General features: G+C 74.4%; 17 protein-coding genes and 1 tRNA gene. 6 read left to right on the forward strand and 12 right to left on the reverse strand.

What is annotated here, in order from left to right:
- Positions 1 to 138: 138 nt before the first annotated feature.
- From ACFU9A_RS17025 to ACFU9A_RS17050, 6 genes are all read right to left on the reverse strand, one after another.
- Positions 139 to 756, reverse strand: coding sequence for a 50S ribosomal protein L25/general stress protein Ctc (locus ACFU9A_RS17025; protein ID WP_430576487.1), 618 nt, complete (start codon positions 754 to 756; stop codon positions 139 to 141).
- A 331-nt stretch (positions 757 to 1,087) separates the two neighbouring features.
- Positions 1,088 to 2,236, reverse strand: coding sequence for a glycosyltransferase (locus ACFU9A_RS17030; RefSeq protein ID WP_430576488.1), 1,149 nt, complete (start codon positions 2,234 to 2,236; stop codon positions 1,088 to 1,090).
- 81 nt (positions 2,237 to 2,317) lie between these two features.
- The gene (locus tag ACFU9A_RS17035; RefSeq protein ID WP_430576489.1) at positions 2,318 to 4,801 is read right to left on the reverse strand and encodes a beta-N-acetylglucosaminidase domain-containing protein; all 2,484 of its coding nucleotides are present in this window, start codon (positions 4,799 to 4,801) and stop codon (positions 2,318 to 2,320) included.
- 248 nt (positions 4,802 to 5,049) lie between these two features.
- Positions 5,050 to 6,033 (reverse strand): ribose-phosphate diphosphokinase, encoded by a 984-nt coding sequence (locus tag ACFU9A_RS17040; RefSeq protein WP_430576490.1) that lies wholly within the window; start codon positions 6,031 to 6,033, stop codon positions 5,050 to 5,052.
- Positions 6,030 to 7,652, reverse strand: a complete 1,623-nt coding sequence (gene glmU, locus ACFU9A_RS17045; protein ID WP_430576491.1) for a bifunctional UDP-N-acetylglucosamine diphosphorylase/glucosamine-1-phosphate N-acetyltransferase GlmU — start codon at positions 7,650 to 7,652, stop codon at positions 6,030 to 6,032. Before glmU ends, ACFU9A_RS17040 begins: the two co-directional genes overlap by 4 nt.
- A gap of 145 nt (positions 7,653 to 7,797) precedes the next feature.
- A tRNA-Gln gene (locus ACFU9A_RS17050) sits at positions 7,798 to 7,869 on the reverse strand.
- Positions 7,870 to 8,080: 211 nt separating this feature from the next.
- Here ACFU9A_RS17050 and ACFU9A_RS17055 point away from each other — a divergent pair.
- Positions 8,081 to 8,680 (forward strand): TetR/AcrR family transcriptional regulator, encoded by a 600-nt coding sequence (locus ACFU9A_RS17055; protein WP_430576963.1) that lies wholly within the window; start codon positions 8,081 to 8,083, stop codon positions 8,678 to 8,680.
- Between the two features lie 129 nt (positions 8,681 to 8,809).
- Here ACFU9A_RS17055 and fdhA read toward each other — a convergent pair whose 3' ends face one another.
- Positions 8,810 to 10,033, reverse strand: a complete 1,224-nt coding sequence (gene fdhA, locus ACFU9A_RS17060; RefSeq protein ID WP_430576492.1) for a formaldehyde dehydrogenase, glutathione-independent — start codon at positions 10,031 to 10,033, stop codon at positions 8,810 to 8,812.
- Between the two features lie 145 nt (positions 10,034 to 10,178).
- Between fdhA and fdhD the strand changes: the two genes are divergently transcribed.
- Positions 10,179 to 11,093 carry a formate dehydrogenase accessory sulfurtransferase FdhD gene (gene fdhD / locus ACFU9A_RS17065; RefSeq protein WP_430576493.1) on the forward strand — a complete coding sequence of 305 codons (915 nt, stop codon included), beginning with the start codon at positions 10,179 to 10,181 and terminating at the stop codon, positions 11,091 to 11,093.
- On the forward strand, positions 11,090 to 13,408 hold the full coding sequence (locus ACFU9A_RS17070; RefSeq protein WP_430576494.1) for an FdhF/YdeP family oxidoreductase: 2,319 nt from the start codon (positions 11,090 to 11,092) through the stop codon (positions 13,406 to 13,408). The genes fdhD and ACFU9A_RS17070 overlap by 4 nt, the downstream gene beginning before the upstream one ends.
- Positions 13,409 to 13,435: 27 nt before the next feature.
- On the opposite strand, the gene ACFU9A_RS17075 is transcribed toward ACFU9A_RS17070, so the two are convergent.
- Entirely contained in the window at positions 13,436 to 13,930 is a 495-nt protein-coding gene (locus ACFU9A_RS17075; RefSeq protein WP_430576495.1) for a MarR family winged helix-turn-helix transcriptional regulator, read from the reverse strand.
- A 71-nt stretch (positions 13,931 to 14,001) separates the two neighbouring features.
- Here ACFU9A_RS17075 and ACFU9A_RS17080 point away from each other — a divergent pair, with 71 nt between their 5' ends.
- The 3 genes from ACFU9A_RS17080 to ACFU9A_RS17090 all read left to right on the forward strand — a co-directional run bounded on the left by ACFU9A_RS17080 (position 14,002) and on the right by ACFU9A_RS17090 (position 17,474).
- Positions 14,002 to 15,576, forward strand: coding sequence for an MFS transporter (locus ACFU9A_RS17080; protein WP_430576496.1), 1,575 nt, complete (start codon positions 14,002 to 14,004; stop codon positions 15,574 to 15,576).
- A 79-nt stretch (positions 15,577 to 15,655) separates the two neighbouring features.
- The gene (locus tag ACFU9A_RS17085; protein WP_429764450.1) at positions 15,656 to 16,159 is read left to right on the forward strand and encodes a MarR family winged helix-turn-helix transcriptional regulator; all 504 of its coding nucleotides are present in this window, start codon (positions 15,656 to 15,658) and stop codon (positions 16,157 to 16,159) included.
- Between the two features lie 61 nt (positions 16,160 to 16,220).
- Positions 16,221 to 17,474 carry a CynX/NimT family MFS transporter gene (locus ACFU9A_RS17090; RefSeq protein ID WP_430576497.1) on the forward strand — a complete coding sequence of 418 codons (1,254 nt, stop codon included), beginning with the start codon at positions 16,221 to 16,223 and terminating at the stop codon, positions 17,472 to 17,474.
- On the opposite strand, the gene ACFU9A_RS17095 is transcribed toward ACFU9A_RS17090, so the two are convergent.
- From ACFU9A_RS17095 to ACFU9A_RS17110, 4 genes are read right to left on the reverse strand one after another with little or no spacing between them, the layout of a single operon-like run.
- Positions 17,471 to 18,268, reverse strand: a complete 798-nt coding sequence (locus ACFU9A_RS17095) for a serine hydrolase (RefSeq protein ID WP_430576498.1) — start codon at positions 18,266 to 18,268, stop codon at positions 17,471 to 17,473. The two genes, ACFU9A_RS17090 and ACFU9A_RS17095, sit on opposite strands and share 4 nt — an antisense overlap.
- A complete protein-coding gene (locus ACFU9A_RS17100) occupies positions 18,268 to 19,041 on the reverse strand; it encodes a type 1 glutamine amidotransferase (protein WP_430576499.1) in 774 nt (257 codons plus the stop codon). Before ACFU9A_RS17100 ends, ACFU9A_RS17095 begins: the two co-directional genes overlap by 1 nt.
- Positions 19,042 to 19,044: 3 nt before the next feature.
- Positions 19,045 to 20,280 (reverse strand): ABC transporter ATP-binding protein, encoded by a 1,236-nt coding sequence (locus tag ACFU9A_RS17105; protein ID WP_430576500.1) that lies wholly within the window; start codon positions 20,278 to 20,280, stop codon positions 19,045 to 19,047.
- The gene (locus ACFU9A_RS17110) at positions 20,273 to 21,343 is read right to left on the reverse strand and encodes an ABC transporter ATP-binding protein (protein ID WP_430576501.1); all 1,071 of its coding nucleotides are present in this window, start codon (positions 21,341 to 21,343) and stop codon (positions 20,273 to 20,275) included. Before ACFU9A_RS17110 ends, ACFU9A_RS17105 begins: the two co-directional genes overlap by 8 nt.
- Positions 21,344 to 21,345 lie beyond the last annotated feature (2 nt).

Below are 21,345 nucleotides of genomic sequence, written 5' to 3' on the forward strand. Positions count from 1 at the left end.
GGGGTCGCCGCGCCCCCCGACCCCCCCGGGGGTGGGGCCCAGCCCAGCCCCCACACCGCGGGTGGGCGGCGACCCCGCCCCCGTCCCTCGAGGGACGGCGCCGAGCTCGCGCCCACAGCGTACGGGTCGGGCGGGGGCTCAGCCCTCGGTCGACTCGGCGGCCTCGGCGGACTCCTCGGCGGCAGCCTCGGCCTCCTCCTCGGCCTCGTCGGCGACCTCGCCGCGCGGCTCGGAGACGGCGACGACGGCGGCGTCGGGGTCGGTGAGCAGCGTGGCGCCCTTCGGCAGCGTGACCTCGCCGGCGGTGACGTGCTGGCCGGCCTCGAGGCCCTCGATCGACACCTCGACCGACTCGGGCAGGTGGGTGGCCTCGGCCTCGACCGACAGGGTCTGGGACTCGACGAAGTGGATGGTGCCGGGGGCCGACTCGCCCACGACGTTCACGGCGACCTCGACGGCGATCTTCTCGCCGCGCTTCACGAGCAGCAGGTCGATGTGCTCGATGGTGCCGCGGACGGCGTCGCGCTGGATGTCCTTGATGACGGCCATCTCGGACTTCGAGTCGAGCTCGATGGTGAACAGCGCGTTGGTGTGACGCGTGGCGAGCATCGTCTCGTGGCCCGGCAGCGTGATGTGCAGCGGGTCCGTGCCGTGCCCGTACAGGACGGCGGGGATCTTGTTCTCGCGACGGATGCGGCGGGCGGCGCCCTTGCCGAACTCGGTGCGGGCCTCGGCGGCGAGCTTGATGTCGGACACGTGGATCACTCCTGGAGGTCTGTGCGTGCCGACGGCCAGAGGGAGCCGTCGGCTGTCCACGAGGGGTGGTCCCCGCGAACTGCGGTTGCGTCGGCGTGGGACACGTGACGGACGCGATCGAGAGCGCGCCGTGGGGGCACCAGCGAGAGTGGTGCACCGACAGCCGCCCAGTCGATCACGGAAATCCGACGGATCCTGCTCTGAGGGTGGCGGCAGCGTCGCGGTGCGGTCCCTGCTGAAACAGCTCGACCCCACCTGCGTGACCGGCGCCCGTCAGACGTCCCTCGCCGAGGCAACCGGACGAGTATAGCCCCCTTCGCAGGCCGGCGTGTCAGGAGCCGGCGTGCTCGCCCGAGCGGTCGGGCGAGCGCCCGCGGGTACCGGCGGAGCCCTGCGGGCGGTAGACGACCTGCGCCTGGAAGACGAACCGCACGACGAACGCCACGAGGATCAGCGCCGCCTGCACCACCTCGGGGTGCGGCACCGCCTGCTCGACGATCCACCACAGCAGGAGGGTGCGGACCACGGCCTCGGTGCCGTTGAACGCGAACGACCGCACGAACCGGCCCCAGAAACCGTGGGCACCGTCACGCAGGTCGGCGAAGACGAACCGCTCCTGCAGCAGGAAGTTGATGACGATCGTCACGGCGTTGGCCACGATCACGGCGGGCAGGTAGTGCATGCCGGTGGCCTGCAGCGCGGCGAGGATCGCGAGGTTGAGCACGGCGCCGGCGGCGCCGATCAGCGCGAACGGCGAGAGCCGACCGAACCGCAGCAGGGTGAGCTGCTGCACGTACCGCAGCCCGTTGGCGACGGTGGCCTTCGACCGGCCGGCGAAGCGCTCCCCGAAGACGAAGGGCTCCTCGACGACGACGAGCCGCTGGCGGGCGAGGATCTCCAGCAGGATCTTGAACCCGCGGGGCTGCAGCGCGGACAGGTCGACGGCCCCCTGCCGCACCACGAAGAAGCCGGTCATGGGGTCGGAGACGTCGCGCAGCTTCACGGGGAACATCGAGCGGGCCAGCAGCCCGGACGCCTTGGAGACCCAGCGCCGGTAGCGGCCGTCCAGCCCGCCGGCGTCGCCCTTCCCGGTGTACCGGGAGGCGACGACGACGTCGGCGCCGGTGTCGCGGGCGGTGGCGAGCAGCACGGGCACCATCTCGGGCGGGTGCTGCAGGTCGCCGTCCATCACGACGACGCGCTCGCCGGCGGCGGCGTGCAGGCCGGCGACGACGGCACCGGAGAGCCCGCCGTCGGGAGTGGCGCGGTGCATCATCCGCACGGGCAGGTCCGCCGCCGCGGCCACCCGCTCGATCTCGGCGGGGGTGTCGTCGGTGGAGTCGTCGACGAAGAGGACCTCGACGCCGCCGGGCACGACGCCGTCGCCGAGCGCCGCGGCCAGCCGACGTACCAGCTCCGCGACGTTCGGTCCCTCGTTGTAGGTGGGGACCAGCACGGTCACGTCCACGAGCACCTCCATCGTCCGCACAGCCTACGGCCCTGTCCTGGCTGTTCGCCGGGACAGGGCCGCGGGCTCAGGCGCGCGCCCCGCGGCGCGCGGTCACGGCGTGCGCTCGGCCACCACGAGCTCCCGCACCTTGACCCACCGGCCCCCGGAGTTCGGGGCGGTCACGACCACGCGCACGTGGCTCGCCTCGACGGGTTCGTCGAGCACCACCTCGGCCAGCGGGGTGTCGTCGAAGGTCCCGACCGACGTCCAGGTCGCGCCGTCCGCCGACACCTCCACCCGGCCGTGCTGGATCATGTCGCCCGCGGCGGTGTCGTTGTCCGCCATGTGCACGGCGACGTACGTCACGGCCGCCGGAGCGTCGAGGTCGTACCGGACCTCGTCGCCCACCACGGGCGCCCGCGACGACCAGAACAGGGTCGAGTCGTCGCCGTCGACCATGTGCGCGGCGGCGTAGGTCGAGTACTGCGGCAACGAGGTGCTGACCGCGCCGGGCAGCGTCGGCACGGGGCACGACGCGTCGTCCGGCGCCGCGGCGCAGAAGATCCGGAACGCCTTGGCCGAGAACTCCTCGAACCGCCCGTCGCCGACGCTCGGCACGATCTGGTCCTCCTGGTGGACGCCGTCGGAGCCCTGGTCGTCGACCGTGGCCCGGCCGGCGAGGGCGAGCTGCTCGCGCGCCTCCGCCGCCCGCGCGGACGCCGTCGCGGCATCGCCGGCCTCGAGCGCGGCGAGCATGCGGCTCTCGGCGAGCAGCGCCGACGCCCACTGGGACGCCGCGTCGATCCACGGCGTCGCGTCGGCGACGAAGCCGGGCTCCGCCATCGGCGCGAGCGACCGCGGCAGGTCCTCGATCGCGCCGAGGCGGTCGAGCAGCGCGGCGCGGCCGGCGTCGTCGCCCGCGTCGTACGCCGCCCAGAACGCGTCGACGTCGGCCGAGAGCCCCGGCGCCTTCGGGCTGCCGGACCGGTAGGGCCAGTTCTGGTTGAGGTCGACGAACAGCCCGAGCGCCGCGCGGACCCCGGGGGCGTCCCCGGCCAGCTCGTCGAGCGCGTTCCCGTGCGACGCGTCGGCGTCGTAGGCCGGCGGGTTCCACGTGTAGTCCCCGTAGTCCGCGAGGGACGGCATCGACGCGTACGGCTCGATCATCGGGTTGGACGTGAAGCCGTCGACGTACCGGTACAGCTCCGGGTCCCGGCCGGTGAGCGGGTTGAGGAACAGCCGGTCGCGGCGGCCGTCGTTCACGGGGAAGTTGTCCCAGACGTAGAGGTGGTCGGTGCGGTAGCTCTGCGCCGCCTTCTGCACGGACGCGCTCGTCACGGTCGGGGAGAACACGCCCTCGCCGGTCCACTGGACGCGGACGTCGTCGTCGAGGCCGTCGCCGAACCGGCTCTTGTACGGGTCCTCGCCGCTCCCGGAGTAGTTGGTGGGCACGGTCTGCAGCGGCTCGAGGCCGTTCGGCACCACGTACTCGCGCTGGATCCGGTTGAGGTAGTACGTCTGCGCGTCCGCGAGCCAGCCCCAGCTCCCCGCCGTGAACCGCTCCTTGTCGGCGTCGCAGTGCAGCTCGAGCGGGATGTCGTCGAGCGCCACGTAGAAGCTCGTCACGCCCAGGTCGCGCAGCTGGTCGAACTTCCGCACGGTGGCGTCGAAGTCCTCCTGGGAGGAGTAGCAGACGTCGTTGCCGGGAGAGAGCGCGAACGTGAACTTCACGTGGTTGCGGCGGGCGGTCTCCACGAGCTCGCGGAGCTGGTCGAGCTCGGCGCCCTCGTACAGGTCGCGCCACTCGTACCGCAGCTTGCGGTCGTCCTTCGGCGTGTACACGTACGTGTTCATCTTGTGCGTGCCGTAGAAGGCGAGCTGGTCGAGGCGTGCCTGGTGCGACCACGGGATCCCGTAGAAGCCCTCGATCGCCCCCCGGATCTCCATCAGCGGCCAGTCGCGCACCTGGACCCCGGCGACCTCGCGGTCCTCGCCCACCAGCTGGCGCAGGGTCTGCGCGGCGTAGAACGCGCCGGTGTCGTCGTGCCCGTCGAGGACGAGCACGGGGCCCGCGTCGCGGCCGGTCGCGAGCACGTAGCCGTCGGCGGGCAGGTCCTGCGCGCCGTCGACGCCGATGCGGCGCAGGACGCCGGCGACGGCCGGGTTGTCCCCCGCCGCACCGAGGTAGACCCGCTTGCCCGACACCGGGGTGCCGGCGCGGTCGGCGACGGTGACCCCGACCTTCGCACCGGCGTCGGCGAGGACCCGTCGCGTCGCCGCGACGGCCGCGTCGTCGGTGCCCTTGCCGACGACGAGGGTGACCCGGCCCGCCACGGGGAACTCGTCGTCGTTGGCGGCCGCCTGCTGGGGCGCGGGGAACACGCCGGCGGCGGCGGCGGCGCCGCTGGTGGTGGGGGTCTCGGCCACCGCGCCGGGCGCGGCGAGGCCCCCGGCGACGGTGGCGAGGAGGGCCGCGGCGGCGACGGCGGTGCCCGCGCGGCGCGGGATGCGCGTGCCGGGCGGTCGGACCGCCGTGGCGGGCGGCGGCGACGGGTGCGTCGGCTGTGGCGTCTCGGGTCGGGCATCGAACGACATCGGACCTCGTCTCTGAGCTCGGTAGTCGGCGGCGCACCGGGACGACGTCGTCGTCGGCCGGATCGGTTATCCATAACATCGGTGCGCCGGGCACGACAGTAGGGCCGCACCGCGGCCACGGCAACTGGTCCGGACCAGTGGGACCGAGGCCCCGGCCGGCACCGGGCACCCCCGGGCCCGGAGACGACGGAGCGCGGGGCGCGACGACTGCTCGTCACGCCCCGCGCTCGGCGGGAAGGGGGGTCCCGTCAGGCGTTGCCGTCGAAGAGGCTCGTCACGGAGCCGTCGTCGAAGACCTCGCGGATCGCGCGCGCGACGAGCGGCGCGATGGACAGCACGGTGAGCTTCTCGAACCGCTTGTCGGCCGAGATCGGCAGCGTGTCGGTGACGACCACCTCGGCGGCCCCGCACTCCTGCAGGCGCTGCGCGGCCGGGTCGGACAGCACGCCGTGCGTGGCCGCGACGGTCACGGACCGGGCACCGGCCTCCATGACCACCTTGACGGCCTCGGCGATGGTGCCGCCGGTGTCGATCAGGTCGTCGACCAGCACGCAGTCGCGGCCCTCGACCTCGCCGACGACGCGGTTCGCGACGGCCTGGTTCGGGCGCGTGACGTCGCGCGTCTTGTGCACGAAGGCGAGCGGGCAGCCGCCCAGCTTGGCGGCCCACTGCTCGGCGACGCGGATGCGGCCGGCGTCCGGCGAGACCACGGCCACGTTGGACAGGTCCACGCGGGTGCGCACGTAGTCGACCAGCACCGGCATGGCCCACAGGTGGTCGACCGGACCGTCGAAGAAGCCCTGGATCTGCGGGGTGTGCAGGTCGACGCTCAGGATGCGGTCGGCGCCCGCGGTCTTGAGCATGTCGGCCACGAGGCGGGCCGAGATGGGCTCGCGCCCGCGGCTCTTCTTGTCCTGGCGGGCGTAGGCGTAGAAGGGCGCCACGGCCGTCACGGAGCGGGCGGACCCGCGCTTCGCGGCGTCCACCATGAGCAGCTGCTCCATGAGCCACTGGTTCACCGGGGCGGTGTGGCTCTGCAGCAGGAAGATGTCGCTGCCGCGGACCGACTCGCTGAAGCGCACGTACGTCTCGCTGTTCGCGAAGTCGTACGCCGAGACCGGGAGCAGCTCGATCCCGAGCTCCTTGGCCACGGCCTCCGCGAGCTCCGGGTGCGCCCGTCCGGAGGCGAGAACCAGGGTGCGCTCTCCGGTTCCGGGGATGAAGTTGTTCATCGCTGCGTGCTTCCTTCGTCGTCGACGGCGGGGTGGGTGGGGGCCTGGGTGGCGGGATCGGGTGCCGGGGCGGGCACCACCGGGATGGCGCCAGTGAGGGCATTGTGCGCGGCTAGCTGCTCCTGCGCCTGCGCACCGAGCTGCTCGGCCGTCGCCTCGGCGCGGGCCCGGGCGGCCGCCTCGGCGGCGGGGGTCTCGGGCCAGCGTCGCTCGACCCAGCCCTCGATGTTGCGCTGCTGCGCCCGCGCGACGCCCAGCGCACCCGCCGGGACGTCCTTGACGATGATCGAGCCGGCGCCCGTGTAGGCGCCGTCGCCCACCGTCACCGGCGCGACGAACATGTTGTCCGCGCCCGTCTTCGCGTACGAGCCGATCACCGTGCGGTGCTTGCGCACGCCGTCGTAGTTCACCGTGACCGAGGCGGCACCGATGTTCGTGTGCTCGCCGATCGTCGCGTCGCCGACGTACGACAGGTGCGGCACCTTCGAGCCCTCGCCGATCTGCGCGTTCTTCGTCTCGACGAAGGTGCCGATCTTGCCCTTGGTGCCCAGCTCGGTGCCGGGCCGCAGGTAGGCGAACGGGCCCACGGACGCGTTCTCGCCGATGACGGACAGCGAGCCGTGCGTGCGCACGACCGTCGCGCCCGGGCCCACCTCGACGTCCGTCAGCGTGGTGTCCGGGCCGATCGTCGCCCCTGACTCCACCTTGGTGGCGCCGTGCAGCTGCGTGCCGGGCAGCAGCGTCACGTCCGACGCCAGCTCGACGTCCACGTCCACCCAGGTGGAGGCGGGGTCGACGACGGTGACGCCGGCCTGCATCCACTCCGTGAGCAGGCGGCGGTTGAGCTCCGCGCCCAGCGTCGCGAGCGCCACCCGGTCGTTGACGCCCTCGACGAGCATCGGGTCGTCGCTGAGCACGGCGCGCACGGCGCCGCCCTCGGCCCGTGCGGACGCGACGACGTCGGTGAGGTAGACCTCGCCCTGCGCGTTGTCCGTGCCGAGGCCGCCGAGGCCCCGCCGCAGCACGGCGGCGTCGAAGACGTAGACGGAGCTGTTGATCTCGCGGATCGCGCGCTGCTCGGGCGTCGCGTCCTTGTGCTCCACGATCGCCAGCACGTCGCCCGAACCGGCCTCGCGCACGATGCGGCCGTAGCCGTTCGCGTCCGCGACCTCGGTCGTGAGGACGGTGACGGCGTTGCCGTCCGCGTGGTGCGCGGCGAGCAGCTCGCCCAGGGTCGCGCCGTCGAGCAGCGGGATGTCTCCGGCGAGGACGACGACCGCGCCGTCGAGCCCGTCGCCCAGCGGGTGCTCCCCGCCGTCGAGGTGCTCGTCGTGCAGGTCGTCGGCGTGCGCCAGGGCGGCCGCGCGACCCGCGTGGGCCCGGGCGTCGAGCGCGTCGAGCGCGCACTGCACGGCCCGTCCCGTCCCGGGGACCTCGTCCTGGTCGACGACGAGCGCCGCGGGGTCGAGCTGCAGCGCCGCGGCCGCGACGGCCTCGCGCTCGTGCCGCACGACCACGGCCACGTGCTGCGGGTCCAGCTCCGTCGCTGCCGTCATCACGTGGCCCAGCAGGGTGCGCCCGCCGATGCTGTGCAGGATCTTCGGCGTCGCGGACCTCATGCGGGTGCCCTGCCCTGCGGCGAGGACGACGACGGCCGCCGGTCTGGGGGTGGAGGGTGTCTCGTTCGAACCTGCAGCGGTCGAGCCTGTCGAGACCACGAGTGCTCCGTCTCTCTCGGGGTGTGCTTCGTCGGTGGTGCACGCGCTCCGCCCCCAGGACTCGAACCTGGACCAAAGGCACCAAAAACCTCTGTGCTGCCGATTACACCAAGGCGGATCGGGCCCCAGGCCGGTTCACGCGGGAGGCGCGGCACCGTCGGGCGTCCGTCCTCAGTCTGCCAGGTCCGCAGGACCGCCCTCGCCGCTCCCCGGGCTCTCCCCCGCCCGGATGCCGTGGCGCGCACCACACCCGCCCCCGGCAGGGTGCAGGCACAATGGGCCCCATGCCCACCGACTCCCGAGCGTCCAAGCGTCCGCCGCGCGCCCGGATGACGGCGAGCCAGCGGCGCGAGCAGCTGCTCGAGGTCAGCCGCGGCCTGTTCGCCGAGAAGGGCTTCGACGGCACCAGCGTCGAGGAGATCGCCGCGCGCGCCGAGGTGTCCAAGCCCGTGGTCTACGAGCACTTCGGGGGGAAGGAGGGCATCTACGCCGTCGTCGTCGACCGCGAGGTGCGCGCCCTGACCTCCGCCCTCACCGGAGCCCTGGAGGAGGGCGGGCACCCCAAGGTGCTCGTCGAGCGCACCGCGCTGGCCCTGCTCGGCTACATCGAGGCGTCGGAGGACGGCTTCCGCATCCTCGTGCGCGACTCCCCCGTCGCCCAGGCCACCGGCACGTTCTCCAGCCTCATCGGCGACGTCGCGACGCTGGTCGAGCACATCCTCGGTGACCAGTTCAAGGCCAACGGCCTGGACCGCAAGGCGGCGCCGCTGTACGCGCAGATGCTCGTGGGCATGGTGGCGCTCACCGGCCAGTACTGGCTCGACGCCCGCAGCCCCGAGAAGACCGAGGTCGCCGCGCACCTGGTCAACCTCGCCTGGAACGGGCTGTCGGGGATGGTCAAGAAGCCGGAGCTCACCAAGTCCCGCTGACCCGGCACGCACCGGCACCGGCACCGGCATCGGCACCGGCACCGGCACCGAATCGAGCGTGCTGACGTGATCCTCGAACGGGCCTTGTGAGGATCAGGTCAGCACGCTCGATGCCGACACCCGCGACCGTCACTTGCCGTCGAGGTACCCGTTCGCGTTGATGACGTACTTCGTCGCGGCGCCGGCGTCGAACTCGGCGTAGCCCTGCGGGGCCTGGTCGAGGGTGATCGCCTTCGCGTTGACGTTCTTCGCGATCTGCACGCGGTCGTGCAGGATCGCCTGCATCAGACCCCGGTGGTACTTCATCACCGGACACTGGCCCGTGGTGAACGCGAGGGACTTCGCCCACCCGGTGCCGAGGCTGAGGGACAGCGCGCCCTTCTTGGCGGCGTCGTCGATGCCCCCCGGGTCGCCGGTGACGTACAGCCCCGGGATGCCCATCGCGCCGCCCGCGGCGGTGATCTCCATGAGCGAGTTGAGCACCGTCGCCGGGGCCTCGTGCCCGGCGTCCGCGCCGTGGCCCTTGGCCTCGAACCCGACGGCGTCGATGCCGCAGTCCACCTCCGGGACGCCCAGGATCTGCTCGATCTGCTCCGCGGGCCCGCCCTTCGTCAGGTCGACCGTCTCGCAGCCGAAGGACCGCGCCTGCGCCAGCCGGCCCTCGTTCATGTCGCCCACGATGACGGCCGCCGCCCCGAGCAGCAGCGCGCCGGTCGCGGCCGCGAGCCCGACCGGCCCGGCACCCGCCACGTAGACCGTGGACCCGACCCCCACGCCGGCGGTCACCGCGCCGTGGAACCCGGTCGGGAAGATGTCGGACAGCATCGTCAGGTCCATGATCTTCTCGAGCGCCTGGTCCTTGTCCGGGAACTTCAGCAGGTTCCAGTCGGCGTACGGGACCAGCACGTAGTTCGCCTGCCCGCCGACCCAGCCGCCCATGTCGACGTACCCGTACGCGCTGCCCGGCCGGTCCGGGTTCACGTTCAGGCAGATGCCGGTCTTGCGCTCCTTGCAGTTCTTGCACCGGCCGCACGCGATGTTGAACGGCACCGAGACGAGGTCGCCCACCTTGATGAACTCGACGTCGCGACCCGTCTCCACGACCTCGCCGGTGATCTCGTGGCCCAGCACGAGGTCCGGGGGCGCCGTGGTCCTGCCGCGGACCATGTGCTGGTCCGACCCGCAGATGTTCGTGGCCACGGTGCGCAGGACGACCCCGTGCGGCACCTGCCGGCCCACGTTCGCCGGGTTGACCCCGGGGCCGTCCTTGAGCTCGAAGGTCGGGTAGTCGATGTCGATGACCTCGACCTCGCCCGGCCCCTTGTACGCGACCGCGCGGTTGGTGTCTGCCATGGTGCTCCTCCTCGAACACGTCCGGCCCGGTCTGAGCCGGTCTCCCGACCGTAGGCGCGTCGCGCGCCCCTGGCAGGTCGAGGGCCGGCCGGCCGTCGACCCGCTGACGTTGTGCCGGGCGGGGCAGTCTGCTAGGCCTGCAGGTATGACCCGCGTCACCGTCCGACGCCGCGTCAGGCGCGTCACGATCGGCGGGCGCACCGCGCGCCGCGAGGACCTGCTCGCCGGCGAGGAGCCCCTCGAGATCCGCGTGGGCGGCCGGTCGCTGGCCGTCACGATGCGCACGCCCGGGCACGACGTCGAGCTCGCGACCGGCTTCCTCGTCTCGGAGGGCGTGGTCACCGACGGCGCGCAGGTCGCGGGGGCGCGGTACTGCGCGCCTGGCCCCGGGGTGCCGGGAGAGAACGCCTACAACGTGCTCGACGTCGCGCTCGCCCCCGGCGTCGCCCCGCCGGACCCGGCGCTCGCGCGGGAGTTCTTCACCTCCAGCGCGTGCGGCCTGTGCGGCAAGGCGTCGATCGACGCGGTGTTCACGCGCAGCGCCTTCGAGGTCGCGGACGACCCTGTCCGCGTGGGCGCGGCGCTGCTCGCCGCCCTCCCGGACCGGCTGCGTGCCGCGCAGGACGTCTTCGCCCGGACCGGCGGCCTGCACGCCGCGGGGCTGTTCGACGCCGCCACGGGCGAGGCCCTCGTGGTCCGTGAGGACGTGGGCCGGCACAACGCGGTCGACAAGGTGGTCGGGTGGGCGGCCGCGGCGGGGCGCCTGCCGCTGCGCGGCACGGTGCTCGTGGTGTCCGGCCGCGCCAGCTTCGAGCTGACGCAGAAGGCGGTCATGGCGGGCGTCCCGGTGCTCGCGGCGGTCTCCGCGCCGTCCTCGCTGGCCGCCGAGCTCGCGGACGAGGCCGGCCTGACGCTCGTCGGCTTCGTGCGCGACCCCACGCTCGTCGTCTACGCCGGCGGGCACCGGGTGGTCGAGGAGCACGCGACGGACGCGACGCACGACGACGGCGCGCAGCACGACGACGGGGCGCGAGGGCACCGGAGAGGGGACGCGGCATGACCACCCAGCAGCCCGAGGAGGTCCGGGACGACGGCGAGCCCCAGGAGCCGCAGCCCACCGCGACGAGGCCGCCCAAGGACTGGGCGGCCGGCGTGCCCGGCATCGTGCACGCCCTCGTCCCGGCGGTGCGCGGGATGGGCGCCGGCAGGACGGCGAAGCTGCTGCTGTCGATGAACCACAAGGACGGCTTCGACTGCATGAGCTGCGCCTGGCCCGACCCGGACCGGCGCAAGCCCGCGGAGTTCTGCGAGAACGGCGCCAAGGCCGTGACGTGGGAGGCGACGCCGCTCGTCGTCGAGCCGGAGTTCTGGGCCGAGCACCCCCTCTCCGACCTGCGCACCCGCACCGAGCACTGGCTGGGCCAGCAGGGGCGGCTGGTGGAGCCCGTGCACAAGGCCGCGGGCTCCGACCACTACGTACCGGTGTCGTGGGAGGAGGCGTTCGCGATCGTCGCCGACCGGCTGGACGGCTTCGCGACGCCCGACGAGGCGTCGTTCTACACCAGCGGGCGCACGTCCAACGAGGCGGCGTTCGTGTACCAGCTCTTCGTGCGCGCGTTCGGCACCAACAACCTGCCGGACTGCTCCAACATGTGCCACGAGTCCACGGGCGCCGCCCTGGGCGAGACGATCGGCGTCGGGAAGGCGACGATCACCTACGACGACTTCGCCCTGGCCGACCTCATCGTGATCATGGGGCAGAACCCGGGCAGCAACCACCCGCGCATGCTCACCGCGCTGGAGGAGGCCAAGCAGCACGGCGCGAGCATCGTCGCCGTCAACCCGCTGCCCGAGGCCGGGCTGAAGCGGTACAAGAACCCGCAGACGGTGCGCGGCCTGGCGGGCCGGGGCACGGAGCTCGCCGACCAGTTCCTGCAGATCCGGCTCGGCGGCGACATGGCCCTGCTCCAGGCGGTGTCGAAGCGGGTGCTCGAGGCCGAGGCGGCCGCGCCCGGCACGGTGCTGGACCACGCGTTCCTCGCCGAGCGCACCTCCGGCCTCGAGGAGCTCGCCGCGCACCTGGCCGACCTCGACGAGGCGGCCGTCCTCGCGGCCACGGGCCTCACGAGCCGCGAGATCGACGAGCTCGCCGACCGCTACGTGCGGGCCGAGAACGTCATCGTCACGTGGGCGATGGGGCTCACGCAGCACGCCAAGGCCGTGCCGACCATCAAGGAGATCGTCAACCTGCTGCTCCTGCGCGGGAACATCGGCCGCCCGGGGGCGGGCGCGTCGCCCATCCGCGGGCACTCCAACGTGCAGGGCGACCGCACCATGGGCATCTGGGAGCAGATGCCCGACGGCTTCCTCGACGCGCTCGACGCCGAGTTCGGCCTCCAGGTCCCGCGCGCGCACGGCCTCGACGCCGTGGGCACCGTCGAGGCGATGGCGGACGGGCGCGTGAAGGCCCTGGTCGCCCTGGGCGGCAACCTCGTCGGCGCGATCTCCGACACGGTCGCGGCGGAGGCGGCCGTCGCGCGCACGGACCTCACCGTGCAGATCTCGACCAAGCTCAACCGCTCGCACGCCGTCGTCGGGCGCGAGGCGCTGATCCTCCCCACGCTGGGGCGCACCGAGATCGACCGGCAGGCGTCGGGCGAGCAGTTCGTCTCAGTCGAGGACACGGTCTGCGCCATGCACGCGTCGCGGGGCAAGGTCGGGCCGGTGGCGCCCGGCCTGCTGTCCGAGGTCTCGATCGTCACCCGGATGGCGCGGGCGGTCCTGGGCCGGCGGCCGGGCGGGCCGGGGCCCGTCGACTGGGCGGCCATGGAGCGCGACTACGACGCGATCCGCGAGCACGTCGCGCGCGTCGTGCCCGGGTGCGAGGGCTACAACGCGAAGATCCGCCGCGAGGGCGGCTTCCGCCTGCCGCACGGCCCGCGCGACTCCCGCACCTTCCCCACGGACGACGGGCGCGCGCACCTGACCGTCAACGAGCTCGCGCCGGTGGAGTGCCCGCCGGGCCGCCTGCTGCTGCAGACCATCCGCTCGCACGACCAGTTCAACACCACGATCTACCGGCGCGACGACCGCTACCGCGGCATCAAGGGCGGCCGCGCCGTCGTCCTCGTCAACCCCGACGACCTCGCCGAGCTGGGCCTCGCGGACGGCGTCACCGTCGACGTGCACGGCGAGTACCACGACGGCGTCGACCGCGTGCTGCGCGGCCAGCGCGTCGTCGCCTACCCGACCGCGCGGGGGTGCGCGGCCGCGTACTTCCCGGAGGCGAACGTCCTCGTGCCGCTGGGCGCCACGGCCGAGACCAGCCGCACCCCCGTGTCCAAGGCCGTCGTCGTCCGCCTCGAGCCCGCCTGACGCGAGGCAGGCTCCCCGCGAGGTCGTTCAGGCCGGGGTGTCGCGCGGGTCGACGAGCGCCTCCGCGAGCGCCCGGAGCGCGGGCAACGCGTCGAGCGCGGCGTCGCGCACGTCGTCCGGCACGCTCCCGAGCCGGCGGGTCCAGAAGTCGTGGATGCGGGCGAGGTGCTCGTCGGCCAGCGGCGTCGCGACCAGCCGGACGGTCCGCCGGTCGCCGCCGGCGTGCTCACGGACCACGAGCCCGCGCGCCTCGAGGGTGCGCAGCGCGGTGCTGACGTTGCTGCGCGCGAGCCCGGTCGCGACGGCGATGCGCGACGGCGTCGGGTGCGCCGCGCGGTGGACCTCGCGGATCACGGCCACCTCGGTGCCGGTCAGCGGTACGACGCCCCGCAGCTCCGGGGAGCGGACGTCCAGGTGGTGGGCCACCTCGATGACGGCGTCGGCCAGGTCGGCGAGGTCGGCGGCCCCGGCCGGGCGCTCCCGCGGGCCACGTCGGGGCGTGACGATCGTCTCGTCTGGCATGGCCCGATCCTAGGGTGTGGAGATAGTTATAGTTTCATAATCAGTAACGATCCCGTCTCCTGAGGAGCCCCGTGACCACCTCCACCGCCCTCGGCGCAGCCTCCGCGCCGCCGGCTCGCCGCCCGCTGCGCGGCCGCCCCGGCCTGACGCTCGTGGGCGTCGCCTTCGGCCTGTTCCTCGTGGGCCTGGACGCCACCGTCGTCTCGATCGTCAACCCCGCGATCGCCGCCGAGGTGGGCACCACCTTCGTCCAGCTGCAGTGGGTCACGCACAGCTACCTGCTCGGGCTCGCCGCCACGCTGATCCTCGCGGGCAAGCTGGGCGACAGGTACGGCCATCGGACCCTCTACCTGGCCGGGCTGGTCCTGTTCACCGTCGCGTCGACCGCCATCGGCCTCTCGACCACCGCCGCCGGACTGATCGCGTTCCGCGTGGTCCAGGGCGTCGCGGCAGGCGCCCTCATGCCGCAGACGCTCGCGATGCTGCGCGCCACGTTCCCGCGCGAGCGGTTCGGCATGGCCGTGGGCATCTGGGGCGGCGTCTCCTCCATCGCGATCGCCGTCGGCCCGACGCTGGCCGGTGCGCTCGAGGCGTCGTACGGCTGGCAGTCCGTGTTCTTCGTCAACATCCCGGTCGCCGCCGTCGGCCTCGTCTACGGGCTGTGCCTGCTCCCGCGCACCAGCTTCCCCGCCACGGGCCGGTTCGACCTGCGCGGCGTCGTCGTGCTGGCGCTCGGCCTGGTCGCCACGGTCTTCGCCATCGTGCAGTCCGAGACCTGGGGCTGGGGCGACCCGCGCACCCTCGGCCTGCTCGCGCTCGGCGTGCTCGTCATCGTCGGCTTCGTCGCCCTGGAGGGCCGTACCGAGGCGCGCACCGGCGATGCCCTGCTGCCGCTGTCCCTCTTCCGCGGCACGACCGTCGGCACCGGCGGGCTGATGATCGCGGCCAACTTCTTCGTGCTGATGGGCGCCACGTTCCTGCTGCCGATGTTCTTCATCAACCTGCGCGGTGCCACCGCGCTGGATGCCGGTCTCATGCTGCTGCCGATGTCCGCCGTCTCGATCGTGGCGGCCCCGGTCGGCGCGCTGCTCGTCGCACGGGTCGGCACCCGCGCCACCGGCGCGCTGAGCCTCGGCCTCACCGCCGTGGGCCTGCTGGTGCTGGTCGGCTCGTCGGCCACCTCCCCGTACGGCGTCATGGCGATCGCGTTCGTCGTCCTGGCGATGGGCACCGGCATGACCATCACGGCCGGCGCGGAAGCGATCGTCGGCTCGGCACCCGTGCACCTCGCAGGGGTGGCCGGCGGCTTCCAGTCCACCTGCATCCAGATCGGCGGCGCACTGGGCACCGCCGTGATGTCCGCGGTCGTCGCGGCGCAGGTGCGCTCCGGGGCCGGCGGGCTCGGGCTGGACGACGACGGCCTCCAGGGCCTGGCCCAGGGCTCCGTGCCCGCCGACCTCGACACGGTGGCCGCGCGCGTCGCCGAGGACGCCTACGTCTCCGGCGTGCACGCCGCGTACCTGGTCGCCGCCGGGCTCGTCCTCGTCGCCGCCGTCGTCGCGTGGGTCACGCTCCGGGGAGCGCGCCGCGCGACCGCCGCGGAGGTGGTCGTCGAGACCGTCGAGGGCGAGGCCGGGCACGCCTGAGCGCGGAGGGGTCTCGATCGCCACCCTCGATCGCGCGTCAAGATTCTTGACGTCGAGAGACCGGCGGTAGTCTCGGCACATGGATGTGGAGGCACGGTCCGACGAGGTCGACCGGATCGTCGACGCGTGGCGCCGCGAGCGCCCGGACCTGGACGTCGAGCCGCTGACGGTCTTCTCCCGGGTCAGCCGGCTCGCCCGGCACCTGGACCGCGCGCGCCGCGGCGCGTTCGCACGGCACGACCTGGAGACGTGGGAGTTCGACGTCCTGTCCGCGCTGCGCCGCGCGGGCGAGCCGTACCGGCTGTCCCCCGGCGTGCTCGTGGCGCAGACGCTCGTCACCAGCGGCACCATGACCAACCGCATCGACCGGCTCGAGGAGCGCGGGCTCGTGGAGCGCCACCGCGCGCCCTCCGACCGCCGGGGCGTGCTGGTGCAGCTCACCGCCGCGGGGCGGCAGCGCGTGGACGCGGCGATGAGCGACCTGCTCGACGTCGAGGCCCGCGTGCTGGACGCGCTGCCCGCCGCGGTGCGGCCCCAGCTCGCCGCGCTGCTGCGCACCGTCGTCGCCCAGTTCGACGAGTGACGGCCATGACCGCCGGGTCGGCGCCCGGGACCACCGCAGCGACGACGGGGGCGCCCGCCGCGTGACGTCCTACCCCTCCCCCTCCGCCCGGGACGACGGCGCGCGCGCCGGTCTGCTCCTGGGGGCGCTGCTCCTCGTCGCGCTCAACCTGCGCGCCCCGATCACGTCGCTGCCGCCGGTGGTGGACGAGGTCGCCGCCTCCCTCGCGCTCACCCCCACGGGGGCGGGGCTGCTCACCTCCGTGCCGGTGCTGTGCTTCGCGCTCTGCACGCCGCTCGCGTCGGTGCTGGTGGCGCGGATGGGTCCGGAGCTGGCGCTCGGGGGGTCGATGGCCGGGATCCTCGCCGGGACGCTGCTGCGCTCGGCGGGCTCGGTGCCGACCGCGCTCGCGGGCAGCGCCGTGCTCGGCGTCGCGATCACGATCGGCAACGTCGCGGTGCCGGTGGTCATCACCCGGGACTTCCGCCGCCGGGCCGCGGCCGTGACGGGCGCGTACAGCGCGATGATGAACCTCGGCTCGACGTTCACGACCATGCTCACCGTGCCGCTCGCGACCGCCATCGGGTGGCAGTGGGCGCTGGCGGGCTGGGGCGTGCTCGCGGTGGTCGCGCTCGCCGCGTGGATACCCGCGGGCCGCCGGCTCGCGGCCCGCGGACGGGCCGCGGCGCCACCCACGGGCGCCGGCCCGCGCCCCCGCCCGCCGTCGGCCCGGGCGGAGCTGTCCGCCCTCGACCCGGCGACCCGGTCCTCGGTGCGGCGCCTCGCCGTGCTGCTGTCCGTGGCCTTCGCGGGGCAGGCCTTCGGCTACTACGCGGTGACGGCGTGGCTGCCGGAGATCCTGCACGACCGGCTCGGCATGACCGCGGCCGGCGCGGGCAGCGCCGCCGCCCCGTTCCAGCTCTGCGCGGTGCTGGGGTCGTTCCTCGTCCCGGCGGCGTTCTCGCGCGGCCTGTCGGCGCGCTCCGTCGCGGTCGCGATGGCGGCGATGTGGCTGTCGCTGCCGCTGGGGCTGCTCCTCGCGCCGGGGCTCTGGTGGCTCTGGGTCGGCCTGGCGGGCGCCGCGCAGGGCGGCAACTTCACCGTCATCTTCACGCTCGTGGCCCAACGCAGCCCGGGCGTCGCGGTGGCGCGGCGGACGTCGGCGGTCGTGCAGACGGCGGGCTACGGGTGCGCGGTGCTCGCCCCCACGGTGATGGGCGCGGTGCACGAGGCGTCCCAGGGCTGGACGGCGCCCCTCGCCGTCGTCGCGGCCGTGCTCGCGACGATGACGGCGGCGATGTGGGCGGCGTCGGCCCGCCCCCGCCTCGCGCTCTAGCGGACGCCGGCGAGCGTCACCGCGAGGGAGCCCAGCGCCCGCAGGGCCTCCTCCGCGTGCTGCTCGTCGTAGCCGCGCGTGCACACCGCGACCACGAGGGCGTCCGGCCCTGGCTCGCCGACGAACGCGACGTCGTGCCGGATGCCGTCCACCCAGCCGGACTTCGACCCGAACGGCACGCCCTCGGGGACGGCGGCCGTGAGCTGCCGGTCCGTCTGGCGGGCGAGCAGCCCGAGCATCCACGCGGTCTGCTCGGGCCCCGCGAGGCGCCCGGTGACCACGGCGGACATGAGCGCCGCGAGGTCGCCGGCCGTCGTGCGGTGCGTGTCGCCGCGGGCCTCGGCGGCGAGGTCGCTGTACTTGCGCCCGACGACGCTCCCGGTGGCGCCCGCGTCGGCCAGCGCGCGGTTCGCGGCGTCGAGCCCCACGAGCTCGATGACCATGTTGGTCGCCTCGTTGGAGGACACGACGATCATCCGGTCGACCACCTGGCCCACGGGCACGAGGGTGCCGGGCGCGGGCATGTCGGGGTCGAGGTCGTCGGGCTCGATGCGGTAGTCCGGGGCGCCGGGCACCTGGGAGCGGAACGTGTCGGTGCTGAGGACCTCCTGCTCCAGCGTCAGGGTGCCCGCCTCCACCGCCCGCGCGGCGGCGACCAGCACGGCGAGCTTGACGGTGGACGCGGCGTAGAACGGGGCGTCGGCGTCGCGCCCGGCGAGCACCTCGCCGCCCGCGCGCCGCACCTGGTAGGCGACGACGGGGACCCCGTCGGAGTGCGTGCCCGTGGAGACCATCAGCGCCCCACCTCCGCGGTGGCGGCGTGGCTCCGGTCGCGGACGACGGCCGCGAACGCGGCGGACAGCGCACGCGCCTGCCGCTCGTTCTCGGGCGCCCGCTCGAGCCCGGCGGCGAGCAGCTCGTCCCGGTCGAAGCCGAGGGCCGCCAGCTCGTCGGCGTCCCACGCGCCGATGCGCTCGGGCGCGGCCTCGGGGTGGAACTGCAGCCCCCACGCGACCTCGCCCACGCGGAACGCCTGCACCCCGCACGCGTCGCTCGTCGCGAGGTGCACCGCCTCCGGCGGCAGCCCGGTGATCGAGTCCACGTGGCTCTCGATCATCCGCACCTCGCCGCCGTCGGCCAGCGGGCCGAGGGGGCCGAGCAGCGCGTCGTCGGCCGCGTCCTCGAGGAGGCGCACGGGGCACAGCCCCTTCTCCGTCTCCCCCGACCGGCCCGTGACCGTGCCGCCCGCCACGTGCGCGAGCACCTGCCCGCCGAGGCAGATGCCCAGCACCGGCACGCCGGCCTCCAGGGCCTCCGCCACCAGCGCCCGCTCGTGCGGCAGCCACGGCGCGCGCTCGTCCTCGTCGGGCAGCAGGCCGCCGCCCAGCAGGACGAGGCCGTGCACGTCGTCGCCGGCCTCGCGCAGCGCCGGGACCCGGGCCGCGAGGTCGGCACCCTGCACGACGACGGCGGTGGCGCCGTCCTCCTCCAGCCAGGCGGGCAGGCGACCCGGCCCGCTGCGCGGGGAGTTCTGGACGAGGACGACGGTCGGTCGGCGGTCTGGCACGGCTCAGCGCTCCCTGCTGTCGGGCACGGTCTCGATCTCGGGCACGTTCTCGGGCACGTCCTCGGGCACGTCCTCGGGCACGTTCTCGGGGACGGTCTCGAGCAGATCCCGCGGAGCGGCGGCCGCCCCCGGTAGCCCGCCGCGGGCGGCGGCCTCGCGAGCGAAGTGGCACGCGGCGGCGTGCCCCTCGCCGCCGTCGTCGCGCCGCCCGAGCGGCACCAGCACCGGGTCCTCGGTGCGGCACCGCTCGGGGACGGCCTCCGGCCCGTCGCCGGGCACGCCCTGCTCGGCGGCGAGCCGGCGGGCGAGCCAGCACCGCGTGTGGAAGCGGCAGCCGGACGGCGGGTCGGCGGGAGAGGGCGGGTCGCCCTCCAGCATCAGGTCGCCGTCCGCGGGCCGGGCCGTCGGGTCCGGCACGGGCACCGCGGACAGCAGGGCGCGGGTGTAGGGGTGGTGGGCGTCGCCGTACACCGCGGGGCCGTCGCCCTCCTCGACGACGCGGCCCAGGTACATCACCGCGACCTCGTCGGCGATGTGCTGCACGACGGCCAGGTCGTGCGCGATGAACAGGTACGACAGCCCCAGCTCGTCCTGCAGGTCCTCGAGCAGGTTGATGACCTGCCCCTGCACGGACACGTCGAGCGCCGAGACGGGCTCGTCGCACACCAGCACGCGGGGCTTCACGGCGAGCGCCCGCGCGATGCCGACGCGCTGGCGCTGCCCGCCGGAGAACTGGTGCGGGTAGCGGTGCACGTGGTCGGGGTCGAGGCCCACCAGCTCCAGCAGCTCGGCGACGGCGCGCCGCCGCCCGCCCCGCGGGACCGCGTCGCGGTGGATGCGGAACGGCTCGGCCACGATCTCGCCCACGGACATGCGCGGGTTGAGCGACGTGTACGGGTCCTGGAACACCATCTGGACGGACCGGCGCAGCTCGCGGCGGGCCGCGCGCGACATCTGCGACACGTCCTCGCCGTCGACCAGCACCTGTCCGCGCGTCGGCTTCTCGATGCCCACGAGCACGCGGGCCAGCGTGGACTTGCCGGACCCGGACTCCCCCACCAGGCCCAGGGTGCGGCCGCGCCGCAGCGTGAGGGACACGCCGTCCACCGCCTGCACGTGGCCGGTGGTCCGCTTGAGGACGACGCCCTGGCGCACCGGGTACGACTTGGCCAGGTCGCGCACCTCGAGCACGACGTCGGGGGCATCGGTCGCGGGGACCGCGGGGACGGGCTCAGGCACGAACGCCTCCCAGGAGCTCGGTGGCGAAGTGGCAGGCCGACGACCGCCCGGGGGCGACGTCGTCGAGCTGCGGCACGTCGGTGCGGCACACGTCGCGGACCATGTCGCAGCGCGGGTGGAACGGGCAGCCCGGCGGGACCTTGCCGGGCGCGGGCGGGCGGCCCGGCACCACGGGCAGCCGCCCGCCGACCGACCGGTCGCCGCCGGCCTCCAGCCGGGGCACCGAGCGCAGCAGCGCGCGCGTGTACGGGTGCGCCGGGGCGGCGTACAGGTCGCGCACGGGCGCGTGCTCCACCGCGCGCCCGGCGTACATCACGGTGACGTCGTCGGCGACGCCCGCCACCACGCCCAGGTCGTGCGTGATGAGCACCAGGCCCATCTGCCGCTCCGCCTGGATCTCCGCGAGCAGGCGCAGCACCTGCGCCTGCACGGTGACGTCGAGGGCCGTCGTCGGCTCGTCCGCGATGAGCACGTCCGGGTCGAGGGCGAGGGCCGACGCGATCATCACGCGCTGCCGCATGCCGCCCGAGAACTGGTGCGGGTACTCGTCCACGCGCTGCACGGCGTTCGGCACCTTCACGAGGTCGAGCAGCTCCACCGCCCGGCGACGCGCCTCCCGCTTCGAGCTCCCCGTGCGGGCCCGCAGCGACTCCGCGAGCTGGTAGCCCACGGTGTGCACGGGGTTGAGCGCCGCGAGCGCGTCCTGGAACACCATCGCGACGTGCGTGCCGTTGTGCCCGCGGTGCTGGGTCGGCGACAGCGCCAGCAGGTCCGTGCCCCGGTAACGGGCCGACCCGCGCACGACGCGGGCCGTCGGCGGCAGCAGGCCCATCACGGCCAGCGAGCTCACCGACTTGCCGCAGCCCGACTCCCCCACCAGCGCCAGGGTGCGACCGGCGTCCACCCGGTAGCTGAGGCCGTCGACGGCGCGCACCGAGCCGTCGTCGGAGCGGAACTCGACCGCCAGGTCCTCCACCTCGAGCAGGGCCGCCCCCGCCTCCCGGGGCGCCGTCGTCGCGACCGCCGAGTCGTCCGTCGTCGTGTCCGTGATGCTCTCCGTCATGT

Origin of the sequence: Isoptericola sp. NPDC057653 (assembly GCF_042799955.1) — a bacterium.
GTDB lineage: Bacteria > Actinomycetota > Actinomycetes > Actinomycetales > Cellulomonadaceae > Isoptericola.

Coding starts and splice junctions, on each gene's coding strand:
- ACFU9A_RS17030 (WP_430576488.1), bottom strand. CDS start 2,236: ATGGAGGTGCTCGTGGACGTGACCGTGCTGGTCCCCACCTACAACGAG.
- ACFU9A_RS17035 (WP_430576489.1), bottom strand. CDS start 4,801: ATGTCGTTCGATGCCCGACCCGAGACGCCACAGCCGACGCACCCGTCG.
- ACFU9A_RS17040 (WP_430576490.1), bottom strand. CDS start 6,033: ATGAACAACTTCATCCCCGGAACCGGAGAGCGCACCCTGGTTCTCGCC.
- glmU (WP_430576491.1), bottom strand. CDS start 7,652: ATGAGGTCCGCGACGCCGAAGATCCTGCACAGCATCGGCGGGCGCACC.
- ACFU9A_RS17055 (WP_430576963.1), top strand. CDS start 8,081: ATGACGGCGAGCCAGCGGCGCGAGCAGCTGCTCGAGGTCAGCCGCGGC.
- fdhA (WP_430576492.1), bottom strand. CDS start 10,033: ATGGCAGACACCAACCGCGCGGTCGCGTACAAGGGGCCGGGCGAGGTC.
- fdhD (WP_430576493.1), top strand. CDS start 10,179: ATGACCCGCGTCACCGTCCGACGCCGCGTCAGGCGCGTCACGATCGGC.
- ACFU9A_RS17070 (WP_430576494.1), top strand. CDS start 11,090: ATGACCACCCAGCAGCCCGAGGAGGTCCGGGACGACGGCGAGCCCCAG.
- ACFU9A_RS17075 (WP_430576495.1), bottom strand. CDS start 13,930: ATGCCAGACGAGACGATCGTCACGCCCCGACGTGGCCCGCGGGAGCGC.
- ACFU9A_RS17085 (WP_429764450.1), top strand. CDS start 15,656: ATGGATGTGGAGGCACGGTCCGACGAGGTCGACCGGATCGTCGACGCG.
- ACFU9A_RS17095 (WP_430576498.1), bottom strand. CDS start 18,268: ATGGTCTCCACGGGCACGCACTCCGACGGGGTCCCCGTCGTCGCCTAC.
- ACFU9A_RS17110 (WP_430576501.1), bottom strand. CDS start 21,343: ATGACGGAGAGCATCACGGACACGACGACGGACGACTCGGCGGTCGCG.